General features: G+C 62.3%; 16 protein-coding genes. 4 read left to right on the forward strand and 12 right to left on the reverse strand.

The window, feature by feature from the left end; all coding sequences use genetic code 11:
- Nucleotides 1-3 precede the first annotated feature (3 nt).
- The 3 genes from ASG19_RS24265 to ASG19_RS20165 all read right to left on the reverse strand — a co-directional run bounded on the left by ASG19_RS24265 (nucleotide 4) and on the right by ASG19_RS20165 (nucleotide 3,051).
- On the reverse strand, nucleotides 4-159 hold the full coding sequence (locus tag ASG19_RS24265; protein WP_092659468.1) for a hypothetical protein: 156 nt from the start codon (nucleotides 157-159) through the stop codon (nucleotides 4-6).
- 41 nt (nucleotides 160-200) lie between these two features.
- Entirely contained in the window at nucleotides 201-896 is a 696-nt protein-coding gene (locus ASG19_RS20160; RefSeq protein ID WP_062461599.1) for a superoxide dismutase, read from the reverse strand.
- A gap of 109 nt (nucleotides 897-1,005) precedes the next feature.
- Nucleotides 1,006-3,051, reverse strand: coding sequence for an NAD(+) synthase (locus tag ASG19_RS20165; protein ID WP_062461602.1), 2,046 nt, complete (start codon nucleotides 3,049-3,051; stop codon nucleotides 1,006-1,008).
- A 275-nt stretch (nucleotides 3,052-3,326) separates the two neighbouring features.
- Here ASG19_RS20165 and ASG19_RS20170 point away from each other — a divergent pair, with 275 nt between their 5' ends.
- Nucleotides 3,327-3,545, forward strand: coding sequence for a hypothetical protein (locus ASG19_RS20170; protein WP_062461605.1), 219 nt, complete (start codon nucleotides 3,327-3,329; stop codon nucleotides 3,543-3,545).
- Between the two features lie 24 nt (nucleotides 3,546-3,569).
- Nucleotides 3,570-4,220 carry a hypothetical protein gene (locus ASG19_RS20175; protein ID WP_174197076.1) on the forward strand — a complete coding sequence of 217 codons (651 nt, stop codon included), beginning with the start codon at nucleotides 3,570-3,572 and terminating at the stop codon, nucleotides 4,218-4,220.
- A gap of 6 nt (nucleotides 4,221-4,226) precedes the next feature.
- On the opposite strand, the gene minE is transcribed toward ASG19_RS20175, so the two are convergent.
- From minE to ASG19_RS20210, 7 genes are all read right to left on the reverse strand, one after another.
- A complete protein-coding gene (gene minE, locus ASG19_RS20180) occupies nucleotides 4,227-4,490 on the reverse strand; it encodes a cell division topological specificity factor MinE (protein ID WP_062461607.1) in 264 nt (87 codons plus the stop codon).
- Entirely contained in the window at nucleotides 4,487-5,302 is an 816-nt protein-coding gene (minD, locus tag ASG19_RS20185) for a septum site-determining protein MinD (RefSeq protein ID WP_062461610.1), read from the reverse strand. The genes minE and minD overlap by 4 nt, the downstream gene beginning before the upstream one ends.
- Nucleotides 5,303-5,355: 53 nt before the next feature.
- Complete coding sequence (gene minC / locus ASG19_RS20190; RefSeq protein WP_062461613.1) at nucleotides 5,356-6,159, reverse strand: septum site-determining protein MinC; 804 nt, start codon at nucleotides 6,157-6,159, stop codon at nucleotides 5,356-5,358.
- Between the two features lie 91 nt (nucleotides 6,160-6,250).
- Complete coding sequence (locus ASG19_RS20195) at nucleotides 6,251-7,903, reverse strand: urocanate hydratase (RefSeq protein ID WP_062461616.1); 1,653 nt, start codon at nucleotides 7,901-7,903, stop codon at nucleotides 6,251-6,253.
- A gap of 458 nt (nucleotides 7,904-8,361) precedes the next feature.
- On the reverse strand, nucleotides 8,362-9,450 hold the full coding sequence (locus ASG19_RS20200; protein WP_062461619.1) for a DUF917 family protein: 1,089 nt from the start codon (nucleotides 9,448-9,450) through the stop codon (nucleotides 8,362-8,364).
- Between the two features lie 10 nt (nucleotides 9,451-9,460).
- Nucleotides 9,461-10,699, reverse strand: a complete 1,239-nt coding sequence (locus tag ASG19_RS20205; protein ID WP_062461622.1) for a Zn-dependent hydrolase — start codon at nucleotides 10,697-10,699, stop codon at nucleotides 9,461-9,463.
- 4 nt (nucleotides 10,700-10,703) lie between these two features.
- Nucleotides 10,704-12,080, reverse strand: a complete 1,377-nt coding sequence (locus ASG19_RS20210; protein WP_062461626.1) for an amidohydrolase family protein — start codon at nucleotides 12,078-12,080, stop codon at nucleotides 10,704-10,706.
- 173 nt (nucleotides 12,081-12,253) lie between these two features.
- On the opposite strand from ASG19_RS20210, the gene ASG19_RS20215 reads away from it, so the two are divergent.
- Nucleotides 12,254-13,468, forward strand: coding sequence for a LysR family transcriptional regulator (locus ASG19_RS20215; protein ID WP_062461629.1), 1,215 nt, complete (start codon nucleotides 12,254-12,256; stop codon nucleotides 13,466-13,468).
- On the opposite strand, the gene ASG19_RS20220 is transcribed toward ASG19_RS20215, so the two are convergent.
- The gene (locus tag ASG19_RS20220; RefSeq protein WP_062461632.1) at nucleotides 13,440-14,759 is read right to left on the reverse strand and encodes an Nramp family divalent metal transporter; all 1,320 of its coding nucleotides are present in this window, start codon (nucleotides 14,757-14,759) and stop codon (nucleotides 13,440-13,442) included. The two genes, ASG19_RS20215 and ASG19_RS20220, sit on opposite strands and share 29 nt — an antisense overlap.
- 222 nt (nucleotides 14,760-14,981) lie before the next feature.
- Between ASG19_RS20220 and tsaA the strand changes: the two genes are divergently transcribed.
- Nucleotides 14,982-15,509 (forward strand): tRNA (N6-threonylcarbamoyladenosine(37)-N6)-methyltransferase TrmO, encoded by a 528-nt coding sequence (tsaA, locus tag ASG19_RS20225; RefSeq protein ID WP_062461635.1) that lies wholly within the window; start codon nucleotides 14,982-14,984, stop codon nucleotides 15,507-15,509.
- Between the two features lie 3 nt (nucleotides 15,510-15,512).
- Here tsaA and speB read toward each other — a convergent pair whose 3' ends face one another.
- Nucleotides 15,513-16,565: an agmatinase gene (speB, locus tag ASG19_RS20230; RefSeq protein WP_062461637.1), complete on the reverse strand. Its 1,053-nt coding sequence runs from the start codon at nucleotides 16,563-16,565 to the stop codon at nucleotides 15,513-15,515.
- Nucleotide 16,566 lies beyond the last annotated feature (1 nt).

Here is a 16,566-nt window from a genome sequence, read left to right on the forward strand (position 1 = left end):
AACTCAGGCGTATTGCGGCGGATCGTCGTTTTCATCCGGGTTCGGCACCGGATCTTCGTCCGGCAACCTGTCGGGCTCCGGCTCACCGATCGGAGGGACCGGCGGAGCGGGTGTTGGCGGGATTGGGCCGGGTACGGGTTCAAATGGATCCTGGGCCATGGGCACTCCTCTCTCTGTTGACTAAAGGGAACATCGCAGCTTCAGGCTGCCATGCGTTCCTCGACCGAACGCCAGTTCACGAGCTTGTCGAGGACGGCGCGGATATGCTCCGGCTTTCGGTTCTCGTAATCGACGTAATAGGCATGTTCCCATATATCGATGCCGAGATAGGCGGGACGTCCGACAGCAATCGGGTTCTTGCCGTCCTCATAGCCGATCAGCGCCAGCTTGCCGGCGTCATCCCGAGTGAGCCACACCCAGCCGGTGCCGAACACGGTATCCGAGATATCGACGGCGCGCTTGATGAAGCCATCATAGTCGCCGAACGTCTCGTTGATCGTCGTTGCCAGCTCGCCCTGCGGCCGGTTCGGGCCACCGGGTACGAACTGATCCCAGTAGGCCACATGGTTCCAGGCCTGGGCGGCGTTGTTGAAGATCTTCTTGTCCGCATCGGCATCGGACTTGGCTGATTCCACAACGATCGCCTCAAGATCCATGTCGGCATATTTGGTGCCGGTCGACAGCGTGTTCAGCTTGTCGAAATAGGCCTTGTGATGCTTGCCGTAATGCAGGCCCACGGTCTTTGCGGAAATGACGGGTGCCAGATCGCCCTCGCCGAATGGCAGCTTCGGCTGTGCAAACGGCGCGGCGGCCCGTGCGATATTGGGAATTGGAAACACCGCAGCGGCCGCTGTGAAAGCGGTTGCGGTGAGAACGGTTCGACGGTTGAGTTCCATGAATTGAGCTCCTTCCCTGTTGTCTCTGGAAGGAACAACCCCGTAGGCGCTCATCGGTTTCCCGATTTCGCCGATTCCGCCTGACAATTGCGTGTTGTGACCGCCGCCGTCATGCGTCCGGCACGTTGTCCTTGAGCTCTTTGATCCAGATCCGGCCGTTGCCATCCGACGGCGCCCGCCAGTCGCCGCGCGGCGAGAGCGAACCGCCCGACGTCACCTTCGGCCCGTTCGGCGACGCGGAGCGCTTGAACTGGCTGATTGTGAAGAACCGGAACAGGAACGTCTCCATCCAGCGCTTGATGACGGGCAGATCGAACTGCCGCTTTTTCTCCTCCGGGAAATGCGACGGCCAGGCACCAGCGCCGGCGTCCTTCCACGCCTGCAGCGCCATATAGGCGATCTTCGACGGCTTCAGGCCGAAACGGGTGAGATAGTAGAGCGTGAAATCATGCAGATCGTAGGGGCCGATCTTGTCTTCCGTGCTCTGCATGGCGCCATCGGCGCCCGCCGGCACCAGTTCCGGCGAAATCAGCGTATTGAGGATGCGCTGCAGCGTCGCATTGGTTTCGTCATCGAAGCTCTCGGCCTCGATGACCCAGCGGATGAGGTGCTGGATGAGCGTCTTCGGCACCGAAGCGTTGACGTTGTAATGGCTCATCTGGTCACCGACGCCGTAGGTCGACCAGCCGAGCGCGATCTCCGACAGGTCGCCGGTACCGAGCACAAGCGCGTTGCGCTGGTTGGCGGCGCGGAACAGGAAATCGGTTCGCAGACCCGCCTGCACATTTTCAAACGTCACGTCATAGACCGGCTCGCCGCCGCTGAACGGATGTTTGAGATCGTGCAGAAGCTGGGTGGCGAGCGGCCTGATATCCACCTCTTCCGCCGTAATGCCCATGCCGCGCATCAGCGCCCAGGCATTCGACTTCGTGTCGTCGCCGGTGGCAAAACCCGGCATGGTAAAGCCGAGAATATCGGTGCGCGGCCAGCCGAGCTGGTCATAGGCCTTGGCTGCGACCAGCAGCGCATGGGTGGAATCAAGGCCGCCTGAAATGCCGATGCAGAGCCGCTTGATGCCGGTCGATTTCAACCGCTTCATCAGGCCTTGGACCTGGATGTTGAAGGTTTCGTAGCAATCCTGGTCGAGCCGCTTCGGATCTGATGGCACGAACGGATAGCGCTGGATGGCCCGCTCCAGATCAAGCGTTTCTTGCGGCCGCTCGAAGTCGAACAGGACGCGCCGGAACGTCTTGCCTGCCGTCAGATGCAGCGTTGCGGCATCGTTGAACGTGCCGGTGCGCATTCTCTCGAGACGCAGCCGCTCGACATCGATATCGGCGACGCACATCTGCGGGCCGGCCGGAAAACGCTCGGTCTCGCCCAACAGATCGCCCAGTTCGTAGATGCAGGCCTGGCCGTCCCAGGCGAGATCGGTGGTGGATTCGCCGGGGCCTGCGGCCGAATAGAGATAGGCGGCAAAGTTGCGCGCCGACTGGGTGGCGCAAAGCAGCTTGCGCATCTCCGCCTTGCCGACGGTGATGTTGCTGGCCGACAGGTTGGTGAGGATCAGAGCACCGGCCATGGCGCCGAAATCGCTCGGCGGCGCTGGCAGCCAGACGTCTTCGCAGATCTCCACGTGGAAGATGAAATCGCGGATATTTTCAGCGGCAAACTGCAGATCGATGCCGAAGGGCACCGATTGTCCGGCAACCGAAATCATCATGTCGCGCACGCTGCGGCCGGATGCGAACCAGCGCTTCTCGTAGAATTCGCGGTAATTCGGGATATGGGTCTTCGGCACCACACCGAGAATGCGGCCTGCATGGATGACGACGGCGCAGTTGAACAGACGTCCTTCGTGACGCAGCGGTGCGCCGACAAGAAGCACGGGAAGCAGCGCCTTGCTTTCCTCGACGATCGTTGCGAGCGCGCTTTCGACCGCATCGAGTAGAACGTCCTGGCCGAGCAGATCGTCGATCGAATAGCCGGAAATGCCAAGCTCCGGAAACACCATCAGCGCAACGCTGCGCGCGTGACCTTCACGGGCGAGGTCGAGCGTTGCACGCGCGTTGAAGTCCGGGTCGCCGAGTTCGCAGACGGGCGTGCAGGCGGCGCCGCGAATGAAGCCGTGGCTATAGGGCGAATGGAAATTCATCTGGCACTCCGAAGGCATGGTCATTGGCCGCGATCGTGACGTCTCGCATTTGCGACTGCCCGAGACGCCTACCTAAATCATTGGCCTGTATAGCACCTCTGTAAACACGCGCCAGCATAGCGACATCAGAATCGGGTGACGTTGGAAATGGCGACGGCGATTGGCAAAATCGAATTTCCGTGACAGCTTGTCCGAACGTGTGACCGCACACGGTTTTTCCCGCATGCAATTTTTCAAGAAAGCCAAATTCAAACGTCATATTTTGGAGCGTTGTCATGTCCGTACTGGATGATCTTCTTCGCCAGAAAGCTGAGATCGAGGCACGCATTCTCGATGCCCGGGCGCAGGAAATCGATCGCCTCAAGCTGGAATTTGCCTTCCTCGCGCTCAAGCTGCGGGAGCTGAACGGTCTGCCGAAGCCGCTTGTGGACCTGTTCACCGACAAGGGAGGAACGTTCAACTCATTCCGGGCGCTGAACGTCAAGAAGCCATAGCCGCCAGCGTCAGAGGACCCTGCGATGGACCTGGCGCAGCTTGCGAAAGACTTAGCTCTCACCGAGCGGACACGACTGAAGATACTGCGTTCGGGCTTCACCGTCAGCGGACACAAGCTCTGGACGGATGAGGAAGACCTGATCTGCCGGATCTTTCATCCCGATTACTTTGCCATAAGCCAGGTTCTGCATGCCCGGTCGAAAAAGGCCATACAGACACGCTGCCAGAGACTGGGTCTTGCACCACGCCGGCAGGCCTGGGGATGGTCGGCCCGGCAGAAATTGCGCAGGCTCTATCCCGCCGCAGACCGGAAAGAGATCTGCGACGCGTTTCCGGGCGTCAGCTGGGACCGGATCCAGGCGGCGGCCCGCTATTACGGTTTTCGCCGCAGCCGGAAGCCCTACAAGCTGACAGGCATTCCGGCGCTGGATCAGCTGCGAAGCCGCTGCTACGCGATCCGGTGGATCATGCGCGATATGGATGAAGAGGCCGGCACCGGCCAGTATTTCCAGACCCGCGGATACAAGAGCCGCTACCCGGATTTCAAAGCCATCGACAAGGGTGTCCGGGCGCTCGGCGGCCATCTGGAAGTCCGCTGGGACGACGCAAAAGGCGGGCATGTCCCGCCGGACATACCCGCCTTTCAAACCAGCCTTGGGAGGCTAACTCGATAGAGACGTTCAGGCTGCGGCCTGGGCGCTCGCATTGAGCGGGATCTCGACGTCGATCTCCAGGATAGTGCAGTGCTCGTCGCGATCCATCTTTACCGTTACGCGGTCGGCGTCCAGCTGGACGTGTTTGGCGATGACGGCCAGAATTTCCTCGCGCAGCACGGCGACCAGATCGGTGCCGACAACCATGCGTTCATGAGCAAGCAGTACCTGGAGACGCTCGCGGGCCGCGGGCGCCGATTTCGGCCTGTTGAAAAGGCGGAACATGTTCATGCGGCCTTCCTTCCGAAGATCTTGCCGAAGAGACCGCGCTTTTCGCCCGGGATGGTCATTGGCAGGACCTCGCCGGCGAGACGCCGCGCGGCATCGAAATAAGCCTGGGCCGGAGCGCTCTTGGCGTCGGCCAGCGTCACCGGTGCACCGATGTTGGAGGCACGCAGCACATCCATGCTTTCCGGAATGATGCCGATCAGCGGGATCGACAGGATTTCCAGAACGTCGTCCACCTTCAGCATGTCGCCACGCTCGGCACGGTTGACGTCGTAGCGGGTCAGCAAAAGATACTTTTCCATCCGCTCACCGTTTTCGGCCTTGAGCGTCTTGGAATCGAGAAGACCGATGATGCGGTCGCTGTCGCGCACCGAAGAGACTTCCGGATTGGTGACCACGACGGCCATATCCGCATGGCGCATGGCAAGCGTTGCACCGCGCTCGATGCCGGCAGGGCTGTCGCAGATGATCCAGTCGAAGTAGCGCTTCAGATCGGCCATCACGCGCTCGACACCTTCGGATGTCAGGGCATCCTTGTCGCGTGTCTGCGAGGCGGGCAGCAGGAACAGGTTGTCGAGGCGCTTGTCGCGGATCAGGGCCTGCGGAAGCTTCGCATCGCCCTGGATGACGTTGACGAGGTCGTAGACGACCCGGCGCTCGGCACCCATGACGAGATCGAGGTTACGCAACCCGACATCAAAATCGACGACGACGACCTTTTCGCCGCGGCTGGCGAGCGCCGCGCCGAGGGCCGCGGTCGAGGTCGTCTTGCCGACCCCTCCCTTGCCCGAAGTCACAACTATGACTTTCCCCATACCAATCTCTCCTGTGTCCTGCCGGCCCGTTATCATTTGCTTTTTTTCATTTCTTAACTGAGCGTTTCTGCCATGATGATGTCGCCGTCGAGCCAGAGCTGGACCGGCTGCCCGCGAAGGCTTGCGTCCATGTCCTCGGCCATCTTGTAGATGCCGTCGATCGCGACCAGTTCGGCCTCGAGCTTGCGGCAAAAGATCCGAGCCGTTGCATTCCCCAATGATCCAGCCATGACTCGGCCGCGTATTGCGCCGTAGACATGCACCGAACCGCCGGCAATCACTTCGGCACCGGAGGCAACCGAACCGATAACGGTCACGTCACCTTCCGCGAAGATGACCGACTGACCGGAGCGAACCGGCTCGTTGATCACCAGCGACTGGATGACCGGCCGGACCTCGGCAACCTTGATCGGCTCGTTGCGGAGCTGACTGTCGGTATCCGTTTCCGGCTGCTTGGCACCTTGCTTGGTAGCAACGCCAACTTGTCCGGAGCTTTCTTGAGCCGACTTATCCTCGGACTTTTCCGGGACTTCGAAATCGGATGCAGCCTTGCCGCCCCGCATCGCCGGCGGCATGCCGGGGCCAAGCATCGACGGGCGAGCGCCTTCGATACCCATGATCCGGACATTGCGTTCGGCCAGTTGTTCGAGCAGGTCCTTCAGCTCGATCTTGTCGATCGAAACCTCGGAAATATCGAGCACGACCGGCCGGTCGAGAAAGAAGCCGGCCGAGCGGGCAGCCAGATCGTCAAGGCGCGCGAGCCAGTTGTCGAGCGGCAGATCGGGGGACAAGACGACCGCCAAAAACGAGCGGCCCTTGATACGGATTGAGCGAGCGTCTGTTAGCACTTTGGTCATCTACGTAAACAAATCGTTGACGTTAGATGTAGCGCCGGGGTGGTTAACAAAAGGTTAACGCACCCCTCCAAAGCTTTAACGAAGACCCGTTCTAGGGCAATTTAAGACCGGCCGTTTCGGCAGCCTCGATCGCCTCGTCATAGCCGGCATCCGCATAGCGGATAATGCCGAGCGAGGTATCGTTGGTGATCGAATGTTCAAGCCGTTCCGCCCCCTTTTCGGTGCCATCGGCAATGATGGTGACACCGGCAGATGTCATGTAACCCGCATATCCGCCGCCGCCCGAATGGATGACGACGAGATCGGCCATCGAGGCGCACATCGTCATCGCGTTGATCAGCGGCCAGTCGGCGATCGCATCCGATCCGTCCTTCATGTTCTCGGTCATGATATTGGGATGCGCCATGGCGCCGGCATCGAGATGATCGCGCGAAAACGCGATCGGCCCGGCAAGTTCGCCGCTTGCGACCAGTGCGTTCACGGCCAACGCGAGCCTGGTGCGTTCGCCATGCCCGAGCCAGGCGATGCGTGCTGGCAAGCCTTCGAAGGGCACGTTTTCGCGCGCCAGCCTGATCCAGTTGGTGACGATGAAATTATCCGGGAAAAGCTCGAGCACGAGATCGTCGATGCGGGCGATATCGCTCTCTTCGCCCGATAGCGCCATCCAGCGAAACGGCCCGATCGCCTTGCTAAACAGCGGCCGCAGATAGGCTTCGGTAAAGATCGGAATGTCGAAGGCGTTGGCAACGCCGCCTTCGCGTGCCTGGGTGCGGATCAGGTTGCCGTTGTCGAACACTTCCGCACCCTTTTCCTGCAGGCTCAGCATGGCGCGGACATGATCGGCGATCGAGGCGCGGCTCGCGGCCATCAACTGGCCCCGACCTTCCTTGCGAAGACGCCGCACTTCCTCAAGGCTCATCCCCTTCGGGACGTAGCCATAGACGAGATCATGCGCCGAAGTCTGGTCGGAGACGATATCGGGCACGATGCCGCGCTTGACGATCTGCGGGTAGATGTCGGCGGCATTGCCGACCAGACCGACCGAGACGGCGCGTTTTTCGCTGACCGCCGCATCGATCATCGCAATCGCCGTATCGAGATCCGGCGCAACCTCGTCGAGAAACCCGATCTCGCGGCGCTTGGCGACCCGCTCCGGATCGATATCGATCACCAGGATCGCAGCGCCCGCCATGCGACCGGCAAGCGGTTGCGCGCCGCCCATGCCGCCGAGGCCGGCGGTCAGGATGAAGCGACCGGCAAGCGTGCCGCCGAAGCGCTTCTCGGCAATCCGCATGAAGATCTCGTAGGTGCCCTGAATGACGCCCTGGCTGCCGATATACTGCCACGCTCCGGCCGTCAGCCCGCCCCAGCAGATCAGACCCTTTTCCTGCAGCGCGTAGAAATACTCGGCCTTCGCCCACTGCCCCACGATGTTGCAATTGGCCATGATGACGAGCGGCGCCTTGTCATGGGTCTTGAGCAACCCGACCGGCTTGCCGGACTGGATGATCAGCGTCTGATCCTCGTCCATCGTCTTCAGTGTGCGCACGATCGCCTCATGCGCCGCCCAATTGCGCGCCGCCTTGCCGAGCGCCGCATAGACGATCAAATTGTCCGGATCCTCGCCGACTGAAAGCACGTTTTCCAGAAGCCGCAGCAGAGCCTCCTGCCGCCAGCCCTTGGCGCGCAGGTCAGGCCCGCCGGGGATCGGGAATTTCGGATGGCGCGGATTGGGCTTTGGCATGGCGTGATCTCCTGTCTCGTGAGGATTGCCTCACCCAATGTAGTGCCGGGCCAAGAAAGCCCCCCTCTGGCCTGCCGGCCATCTCCCCCACAAGGGGGGAGAAAACCAGCGGCACGCTCCCTGCCCCAATCGAGGCACGTCCCATCTCCCTGCTCGCGGGGAGAGGGTTAGGGTGAGGGCAGCCACCCCCTCTGGCCTGCCGGCCATCTCCCCCACAAGGGGGGAGAAAACCAGCGGTACTCTCCCTACCCCAATCGAGGCACGTCCCCTCTCCCTGCTCGCGGGGCGAGGGTTAGGGTGTGAGGGCAGCCAGGCCCCCTCTGGCCTGTCGGCCATCTCCCCCACAAAGGGGGAGAAGATCTGCGGCACTGTCGCGTCCTATATCCAGCGCTGTCGGTGCGGCAGGTTAAGCCCCTCCCCCTTGTGGGGAGGGGTTGGGGGCGGGGTTTTGTTCGACCCTACCCCAGCGCATAATCCGCAATCCTGATCCCCAGCGCCGCCTCGCAGATCGGATAGACCGATGGGTCCTTGACGCTCGACGACAGCGGGATGAGTGTCTTTGGCACATGCAGCAGAAACACCGGCATGCCGACCTGCAACTGACCGACGCTCATCGGTTCGCCCTGCGGAGACAGCGTCGCGATGATATCCGGGAAGGTGGCGAGGCGGTTGCCGCCGGCATCGTCCACCGCCATGTATTCGTTCATGACATGCAGCGTGATCGCCCCGTCGCCGCGCCCAAGCGTGATCGTGCCGACATCGAAGGCTTCCTTGGTATAGACCACGGATTTGGCGGTCACCTCGGCCTCGACCAGGATAGTGCCGCCGGTGGTCCTGACGATCGCGTCGATGATGGCAGATCCGCCCTTCGCATCGGCCTCGATAATCGCCTCGCCAAGCGTCAGCGCCAGACTGATGCCGCCGAGCGCTGCATTGTTGCGCACATAGGACGCGCGCAGCGGATTGCGGCAGGAGGCGATGAAGCCGCCGGACATGTCCGAGGCGGTGCGAAGGATCGGCGAGACCTTGGCGGTGGCGCCGCGCACGACGAGTTCGATGTAGCGGTTTTCCGCCCGGTTGCCGCCGACTGCCGTCTGGATCATCTGTTCGGGCGAATTCGCCATGCCGATCGAGCCCATGTCGCCGGTCGGATGGGCGCGCACGTCGCCCACGGCATCGAGCACCTTGGTCCCGAGGATGGCCGATGGCAGCCAGCCGTTGAGCGTCGAGGATTTGCCGTTCTGGCCGATCATCAGCGCCGCAACCTTTTCGCCGAGCGCATCCTGCAGCAGCTGCACGGCCTTGACGTAGTCGATGCCCTGCATTTCCCAGGCGGTGGTCGAGGCCGGTGCGCCGATCGCGGCAGCCGTCGCCACCCAGTCGTCGTCGGACAGTTCGTCGATGGTCACGAGTTCGGGCCTGCCGACCGAGACGGCCGCATAGCCGAGCATGCGGCCGTGATCCGACCAGCCGCCGCCGCCCGCCGCATAGACCGAGCCGCCGCGCACCGCCGCCTCGACATCGTTCTCCGTCAGTATGCGACCCATGCCCTCGCCCCTATTGTTTGTCGAGTGCCAAGACCGCCTCGTAGAGAACGGCAGCGCCCAGTGCGATATCGTCGTTGTCGGACCATTCCTCCGCCGCGTGGCTGCGGCCATCCTTGCTGGCAATGAAGATCATCGCAGCCGGCGCCACCTTGGACAGAAACGCCGCATCGTGACCGGCGCCCGACACCATCGGCCGGCTGGTCGCGCCGATCCGCTGCGCACTTTCGGCAAGCACACCGGTCACCATGTCCGACATCGGCGTCGGCGCCGCATGCGACACCCGCCGCGGGTCGGCGATCGTCACGCTGCGCTCCGAGGCCGTCTGTGCACAAAGCGCGGTGACGGAAGCGACGAATTCGTCCATCACCGCGTCATCGACGGCGCGCGCATCGATCAGCATGCGGACATGCGAGGGGATGACATTGGCGGCGTTCGGCTCCATCGAGAACTCGCCGACGGTGCCGGCAAAATAGCTTTTGCCCGACGCAAGCTCCCGGGCGATCTCTTCGATGCCGAGCACGATGATCGATGCGGCCCCCAGCGCATCATAGCGTGCATTCATCGGGGTGGTGCCGGCATGATCGGCACGGCCTTCCACCAGGATTTCGAAACGGGAAATGCCGGTGATGGCGCCGACGATGCCGATATCGACGTTTTCGCGCTCCAGCACCGTGCCCTGCTCGATATGCAGTTCGAGGAAGGCTTTGATATCGGTGCGCGTGAATACGGTGTCCGGATCGCCGCCGACCTGACGGATGCCGTCTGCGAGCGTGACACCATCGGTGCTGCGCTCCAGCCATTCGGGCGGCCGAACGCCGGTCATGCCGCGGCTGCCGATGCAGGACACACCGAAGATCGAGACTTCCTCGGCGAGAAAATCGACGATTTCCAGATCGTGTTCCAGCGCGATGCCGGCATCCTTGAGCGAACGCGCCACTTCGAGACCAGCAATCACCCCGGCAATGCCATCGAACCGGCCGCCGTTCGGCACCGTATCCGTATGCGAGCCGAGCATGATCGTGCCCTTGCCCTCCACCGTTCCCCTGCGCCGCCCGGTCATGTTGCCGGCGGCATCGATGTGGGTTTCGAGCCCGGCCTCGCGAAAGATCTTCTCGACGTAAGCGCGGCCCTTCAAGAACATCGGCGTGAAGGCCCGGCGCGCCCAGGGCCTGTCCGGTTCGGTGATAGCAGCCAGCGCCTCGATATCGGCTGCGATCCGGTCGGCGTTGACGGCGAGATTGGAGGTCATGCGATCAAAAATCCTGAAGTGAAAGGTTGGCCGGGGGCCGCACGAACCGGCCGGTGCCGGGCTGCGCCAGCACCTTCGATCCGTCATAGGCGAGTGTGCCGCGAAGATAGGTTCCGGCCACCTTGTAGGGCAAGGTCATTCCGTCATAGGGCGACCATCCGACGACGTTGTTGCCGGTCTTCGACGCGTCGAACACATGCTCTTCCGCCGTCAGCACCGCGATATCGGCGTGCTTGCCGACTTCCAGCGCGCCCTTGACGTGATCGATGCGGAAATGCCGGGCGGGATTGAGCGCCATCAGCCTTGCTGCCCAGGTGAGCGATACGCCGCGCTCCAGCGCGCCTTTGATGAACAGCGGCACCATGGCTTCGAGACCCGGCAGGCCGGAGGCATTGGCAAGCATGTCCGGATTGGTCTTGCGGTCGAGCGACCAGCTGACGTGATCGGTGGAGAGAAGCGTGACATTGCCGGCCGCCAGATGTCGCCAGAGCTTTTCCACCTCCGCCCGCGGCCGGATCGGCGGATTGCATTTCGACTTGCCGCCGAGCCGTCTCGCATCGGTTTCCTGGTCGAGCGTCAGGTAATGAATCAGGCATTCGACCGTGGCGCGATGCCCTTGCGCGCGGTAGCCGGCGGCGATCTCGTAACCGCGACCGAGCGAGCAGTGCACCACATGGGCCGGACAGCCGGTGGCCGCACCGATCTCGTAGATCTCGGTCATCGCCAGAAGCTCGGTCAGCGGCGGACGCGACATCTCGTGGGCACGGTAATCGGTAATGCCGGAGGCCTTCACCTCAGCCATCGCCCAGCGGACATATTCGTCGTTCTCGTTGTGGACGCCGGCCGTCAGTCCGGTTGGCGCGATGGCGGCAAAGCACTCAGCCATCAGCGGCGCAAAAATGCGCGGAAAACGCTTCGGATCGGTCCCGAACGTGGAGAACTTGAAGGCCGCGACGCCGGCATCCACCTGTTCGCGAATGCGCACCGCGCCCTCCTGCGGATCGACGGTGCCATAAAGCGCGAAATCGACCCGCGCTTGGCTTTCCGCATGAGCAACTTTGCTTCGCACCGCATCCGCCGAGCAGACCAGATTGCCCTCGTCATAGGGCATGTCGACAATGGTGGTGACGCCACCGGCAGCTGCCGAGCGGGTCGACCAGATGAAATCCTCCTGGTTTTTCTGCGAAAGCGAATGAACCTGCGCATCCACGGCACCCGGAAGGATCAGCGACGCGCCGAGATCGTGGCTTTCGCGCGCGGACGGCATCTGGCCCTGACCGACTGACGCAACCAGCCCGTCGCGGACCGCCACATAACCTTCGGGAACGATGCGGTCGGCAAGGACCAGCGTGCCTTTCAGAACAAGATCGAAATCCGACATCGGCCTGTCTCCTTGAAGCCTTGAAGCCTTGAGCCCTTTAGCCTTGGGGCGCGCGTTCGATCGGAACCGCTTGGGGGCAGACTAGGAGAATTTGATCGGCAGAGGGATATCCCATATCGTGAACGCACGATATCATTGCTGTCATCCTCTTATATGCTCACCCGGAAGCCGTCATGGACCTTGCCTCGCTGCTGATCGCCCATCATGTGCTCGCCTTGGGCGGCATCCGCGAAACGGCGAAGGTGCTGGACCGACCGGTCTCCAGCGTCTCTGCCGCGCTGGCAAGGCTGCAGTTTCATATCGCCACACCGCTGACGACGACATCCGGCAACCGCATCCAGCCAACGCTTGAGGGCGTCAGGATCGGTCGCGATCTGCAGCGAGCTGCCATGCTGGTCGGCGAGCTCTCGGGTCTCGGCGACAAGGACGGCTCGCCCGAAGACGGAGCCCGGCTTTCCGTACCGCTTCTGGCGCTGCAGCGTTTCCTCGTGGTCGGCCGCAGCGGCAGCATAAGGCGGGCGGCGCAGGAGATCGGCATCGGCCAGCCGCAGCTGACGCGGCAGATCCGCAGTCTGGAGCGCGATCTCGGCCTTCCCCTTCTCGACCGGGCGGCCGCCGGCGCCGTTCCCAATGCGAGCGGGCAACGGGTGATCGCTCTCGGAGAAGAGCTCGAAGCGATCTGGCTGAAAATTTCTGACCATGCCGGCGACCGTTTCCGGCGTGCCGCATCGACGACCCGCGTCGGCTCGGTGACGCCGCTCGGACGCGAAAGCCTGATTGCCCGGATCCTCGCAAAACTTGCCGCCGACTGGCCGAAGCACATGCCGCGACGGCCGCTCTATATCTCCAGCACCAATGCCGAGGAGCTGCTGTCCGGCATTACCGACCGGACCTACGATCTCGTGCTGGTCGACACGCTCGACATGCCGCCCGGCGTCGAACACCGGGTGATTTCGCGGAGCGGACTTGCCATGGTTGGAGCCGCTGATGTGATCGCTGACCATCGCGGCGATCTGCGGCAACTGCTGCTGCGTCATCCGATCGCGCTGCCGAGCCTCAAAAGCGGGTTGCGGCAGAAATTCGGGGCGCTGACCGAGGACATCCTAACTGCGGACGAACGGGCGGCACTGACCTTCGTCGAAATCGATTCCATTCCCGTCATCGCCAACCTCGTCAGCGATCACGGCTATATCGCGCTTCTGCCGCTCTGGGCCATTCCACAGCCGGACGAGCGGATGGCGGCGATCGCGCTTCCCGAGGCCTACGACATGCATCTGTCGCTTGCCTGGAAAAAGGGAGCGGCCGCCGAGACGATTGCCCGCACGGCCGAGCACATTCTGGGCTCGATGACTTTTCCGGTTACAGGACGAAATCCACCAGCAGCTTGATGTTGAGGGCGCCGATGACGATGGCGATCAGCCAGGCAAAGGCGCGCAGCCAGAGAGGTGCGACGAAGACGCCCATTTTGCGCTTGTCGGACGTGAACATCACCAGCGGGAAGACCGCGAAGGAGAGCTGCAGGCTGAGCACGACCTGCGTCAGGATCAGAAGCTCCGCCGTGCCGCCATCGCCGTAGAAGATGGTGACCGCTGCCGCCGGAATGATGGCGATGCCGCGGGTGATCAGCCGCCGTACCCAGGCTGCGAGCCGGATATGCAGGAACCCTTCCATGACGATCTGGCCCGCCAAGGTCGCTGTCACCGTGGAATTCAGGCCGCAGCAGAGGAGTGCGATCCCGAACAGCGTCGGCGCGATGGCATAGCCGAGAACCGGTGAGAGAAGATTGTGCGCGTCGCCGAGTTCCGCCACCGCCGTATGGCCGTTGGCATGAAAAGCGGCGGCCGCCAGAATGAGGATCGATGCGTTGATCAGAAGCGCGAACATCAAGGCGACGGTGCTGTCGATCGTCGCGAACTTGATCGCCTCCCGCTTCTCCTCGACGCTGTCCCCGTAATTACGGGTCTGGACGATGCCGGAATGCAGATAAAGGTTATGCGGCATGACGGTGGCGCCGAGAATACCCAGCGCCAGATAGAGCATGTTGGGATTGGTGACGATCTCGGTGGTCGGCGCAAAGCCACGAATGACCTCGCCCCAGTTCGGGTCCGCCATGGCGATCTGGATGGCGAAACAAGCGGTAATGACGCCCAGCAAACCGATGACGAAGGCTTCCAGGAACCGGAATCCGAGCTTCTGCAGGTAGAGAATGAGGAAGACATCGAGCGCGGTGATGAGAACGCCGATTTCCAGCGGAATGCCGAAGATCAGGTTGAGGCCGATCGCGGTGCCGATCACCTCGGCGATATCGGTGGCGATGATGGCGATTTCGGCAAACAGCCAGAGCATGTAGGCGACGGGACGCGGGAATGCGTCGCGACAGGCCTGAGCGAGATCGCGGCCGGAAGCGACCGCCAGCCGCGCGCAGAGCGATTGCAGCACGATCGCCATGATGTTCGACAAGAGTGCGACCGACAGGAGCAGGTAACCGAACTGCGAACCGCCGGCGAGCGACGTCGCCCAGTTGCCCGGATCCATATAGCCGACCGCAACGAGATAACCGGGACCGAAGAACGCGAACGCCCGCCGGAGCTTCGATCCCTGGCCGCGCACCGGGATCGAGCGATGAACATCCATCAGCGAGGCATCACCGCCGCTTTTGAGCCAGCCGCTGGAATTCATTCGGGATCGGATATCCATCGTCGATCGTGCTCTCGTTGTTGCAATTGCAATTCATTCGCACATAAAGATCGTAGTTGCAAATTATTCGCAATAAGAAATCCGGAAAACGGGAAACTGTTCCGCGCAGCTTCACATTTTGCGAAACAGCAGTATTTCAGCCATGCTGGGGAGATCTGGTTGCTTCGCGAAACGTGGAGCAGAACCAGTTGATCGGAGAACGACATGGCGCACGATAACGGCATCCGCGAGAACGAGGTTCAGGTCACGCCGCCGGAGGCGAACGATGCGGGGCTGATCTTCATCGGACGCATTTCGACCCCCTGGACTGCACGCAGCGAAACGCCGCGTCAGGGCAGCCATACCGGACCGATCTGCCGGATCGAGATATTCGAGCCATGGGTTGCGGCCCTGAAGGGCGTTGAGAAATTCGAGAGGCTGGAAGTCCTCTACTGGCTGCATCAGGCGCGGCGCGATCTGGTTCTGCAGAGCCCCGCCAGCAGCGGCAAGGTGCACGGCACCTTCTCGCTGCGCTCCCCTGTCCGGCCGAACCCGATCGGGACGTCGATTGTGGTTCTTGAAGGCGTCGAGGGCAATGTGCTTCTGGTGCGCGGCATGGACTGCCTCGATGGCACGCCACTTCTTGATCTAAAGCCCGACCGGAGCCTGTTCAAGCCGATCGTGTCGCCGCAGCCAGGCGAAGCCGAGCCTGACAGCAACGCACCGACGGCGCATTACTGTCAGAAGGCTTAGAGGTCAGCCCTTCAGTGCAGGGCTGAAGCGGATCAGGCTGAGGATCTCGAACAGCATCTGGGCGCCCGCATGCGCCGTGTTGGTGGTCGTATCGTATTGCGGCGCCACTTCGACGACATCGCCGCCGACGAAGTTCAGACCTTTGAGCCCGTGCAGGATATCGAGCGCCTGACGGCTGGTGAGCCCGCCGATCTCAGGCGTGCCGGTGCCCGGCGCATAGGCCGGATCGAGGCTGTCGATATCGAAGGAGAGATAGGTCGGGCCATCGCCGACGATTTCGCGCGCCTTGGCAATGACGGCGTCGATGCCCATCTTGCCGATCTCCTCGGCATGAATGACGGTCATGCCGCTTTCGAAGGAGAACTCCCACAGATATTCGGCCGCACCGCGGATGCCGATCTGGATGACCCGTGTCGGATCAAGCACGCCGTCGAGAACCGCGTTGCGGAACGGGCCGCCATGGTGGAACTTGGTGAGATCGTAGGCGCCGCCCGTATCGCAATGGGCGTCGATATGGATCATTCCGACCGGACGGTCGCGGCCGACCGCCTTGAGGATCGGATGCGTGATCGAATGGTCGCCGCCGACCGACAAGGGGATCACGCCCGCATCGACGACCTTGTTGAAATGCGCCTCGATATCGTCATGGCTCATTTCCAGCCGGTAACGGCTGCGGAACGGCACGTCGCCGATATCGGCCACCTTCATCTCGAAGGTCGGCGCGGTCTTCAGCACGTGATTATAGGGACCGACGCGCTCGATCGTGCGCAGTGCCCGCGGCCCAAAGCGGGAGCCCGGACGGTTGGTGACGCCGAGATCCATCGGCACGCCGATCAGCGCTACCTGAAGATCGCCGAAATCCGGATTGTCCGCATCGATGTGGACGAGCGGCGCATCGAGAAGCGTCGGAACGCCCGCATAGGGGGCCGAGCGCGTGCCGCTTGCGGAAAAGATCCGGTCGGCGACGGCGCGAAATTCCGGATCATGGATGCTGCCGCCGTGGCCTTCGCCGTATTTTGCTCGAAGCTCTTCCAGCTTTTTCGTGTCGAACGTCATG

This window comes from Rhizobium sp. Leaf306 (assembly GCF_001423425.1).
Classification (GTDB): domain Bacteria; phylum Pseudomonadota; class Alphaproteobacteria; order Rhizobiales; family Rhizobiaceae; genus Neorhizobium; species Neorhizobium soli.

Bases quoted from the DNA above. Each gene is read 5' to 3' on its own strand.
- ASG19_RS20210 (WP_062461626.1), bottom strand. From the start codon at position 12,080: ATGTCGGATTTCGATCTTGTTCTGAAAGGCACGCTGGTCCTTGCCGAC.
- tsaA (WP_062461635.1), top strand. From the start codon at position 14,982: ATGGCGCACGATAACGGCATCCGCGAGAACGAGGTTCAGGTCACGCCG.
- minC (WP_062461613.1), bottom strand. From the start codon at position 6,159: ATGACCAAAGTGCTAACAGACGCTCGCTCAATCCGTATCAAGGGCCGC.
- ASG19_RS20160 (WP_062461599.1), bottom strand. From the start codon at position 896: ATGGAACTCAACCGTCGAACCGTTCTCACCGCAACCGCTTTCACAGCG.
- minD (WP_062461610.1), bottom strand. From the start codon at position 5,302: ATGGGGAAAGTCATAGTTGTGACTTCGGGCAAGGGAGGGGTCGGCAAG.
- speB (WP_062461637.1), bottom strand. From the start codon at position 16,565: ATGACGTTCGACACGAAAAAGCTGGAAGAGCTTCGAGCAAAATACGGC.
- ASG19_RS20200 (WP_062461619.1), bottom strand. From the start codon at position 9,450: ATGGGTCGCATACTGACGGAGAACGATGTCGAGGCGGCGGTGCGCGGC.
- ASG19_RS20215 (WP_062461629.1), top strand. From the start codon at position 12,254: ATGGACCTTGCCTCGCTGCTGATCGCCCATCATGTGCTCGCCTTGGGC.
- ASG19_RS20175 (WP_174197076.1), top strand. From the start codon at position 3,570: ATGGACCTGGCGCAGCTTGCGAAAGACTTAGCTCTCACCGAGCGGACA.
- ASG19_RS24265 (WP_092659468.1), bottom strand. From the start codon at position 159: ATGGCCCAGGATCCATTTGAACCCGTACCCGGCCCAATCCCGCCAACA.
- minE (WP_062461607.1), bottom strand. From the start codon at position 4,490: ATGAACATGTTCCGCCTTTTCAACAGGCCGAAATCGGCGCCCGCGGCC.
- ASG19_RS20220 (WP_062461632.1), bottom strand. From the start codon at position 14,759: ATGAATTCCAGCGGCTGGCTCAAAAGCGGCGGTGATGCCTCGCTGATG.
- ASG19_RS20165 (WP_062461602.1), bottom strand. From the start codon at position 3,051: ATGAATTTCCATTCGCCCTATAGCCACGGCTTCATTCGCGGCGCCGCC.
- ASG19_RS20195 (WP_062461616.1), bottom strand. From the start codon at position 7,903: ATGCCAAAGCCCAATCCGCGCCATCCGAAATTCCCGATCCCCGGCGGG.
- ASG19_RS20170 (WP_062461605.1), top strand. From the start codon at position 3,327: ATGTCCGTACTGGATGATCTTCTTCGCCAGAAAGCTGAGATCGAGGCA.
- ASG19_RS20205 (WP_062461622.1), bottom strand. From the start codon at position 10,699: ATGACCTCCAATCTCGCCGTCAACGCCGACCGGATCGCAGCCGATATC.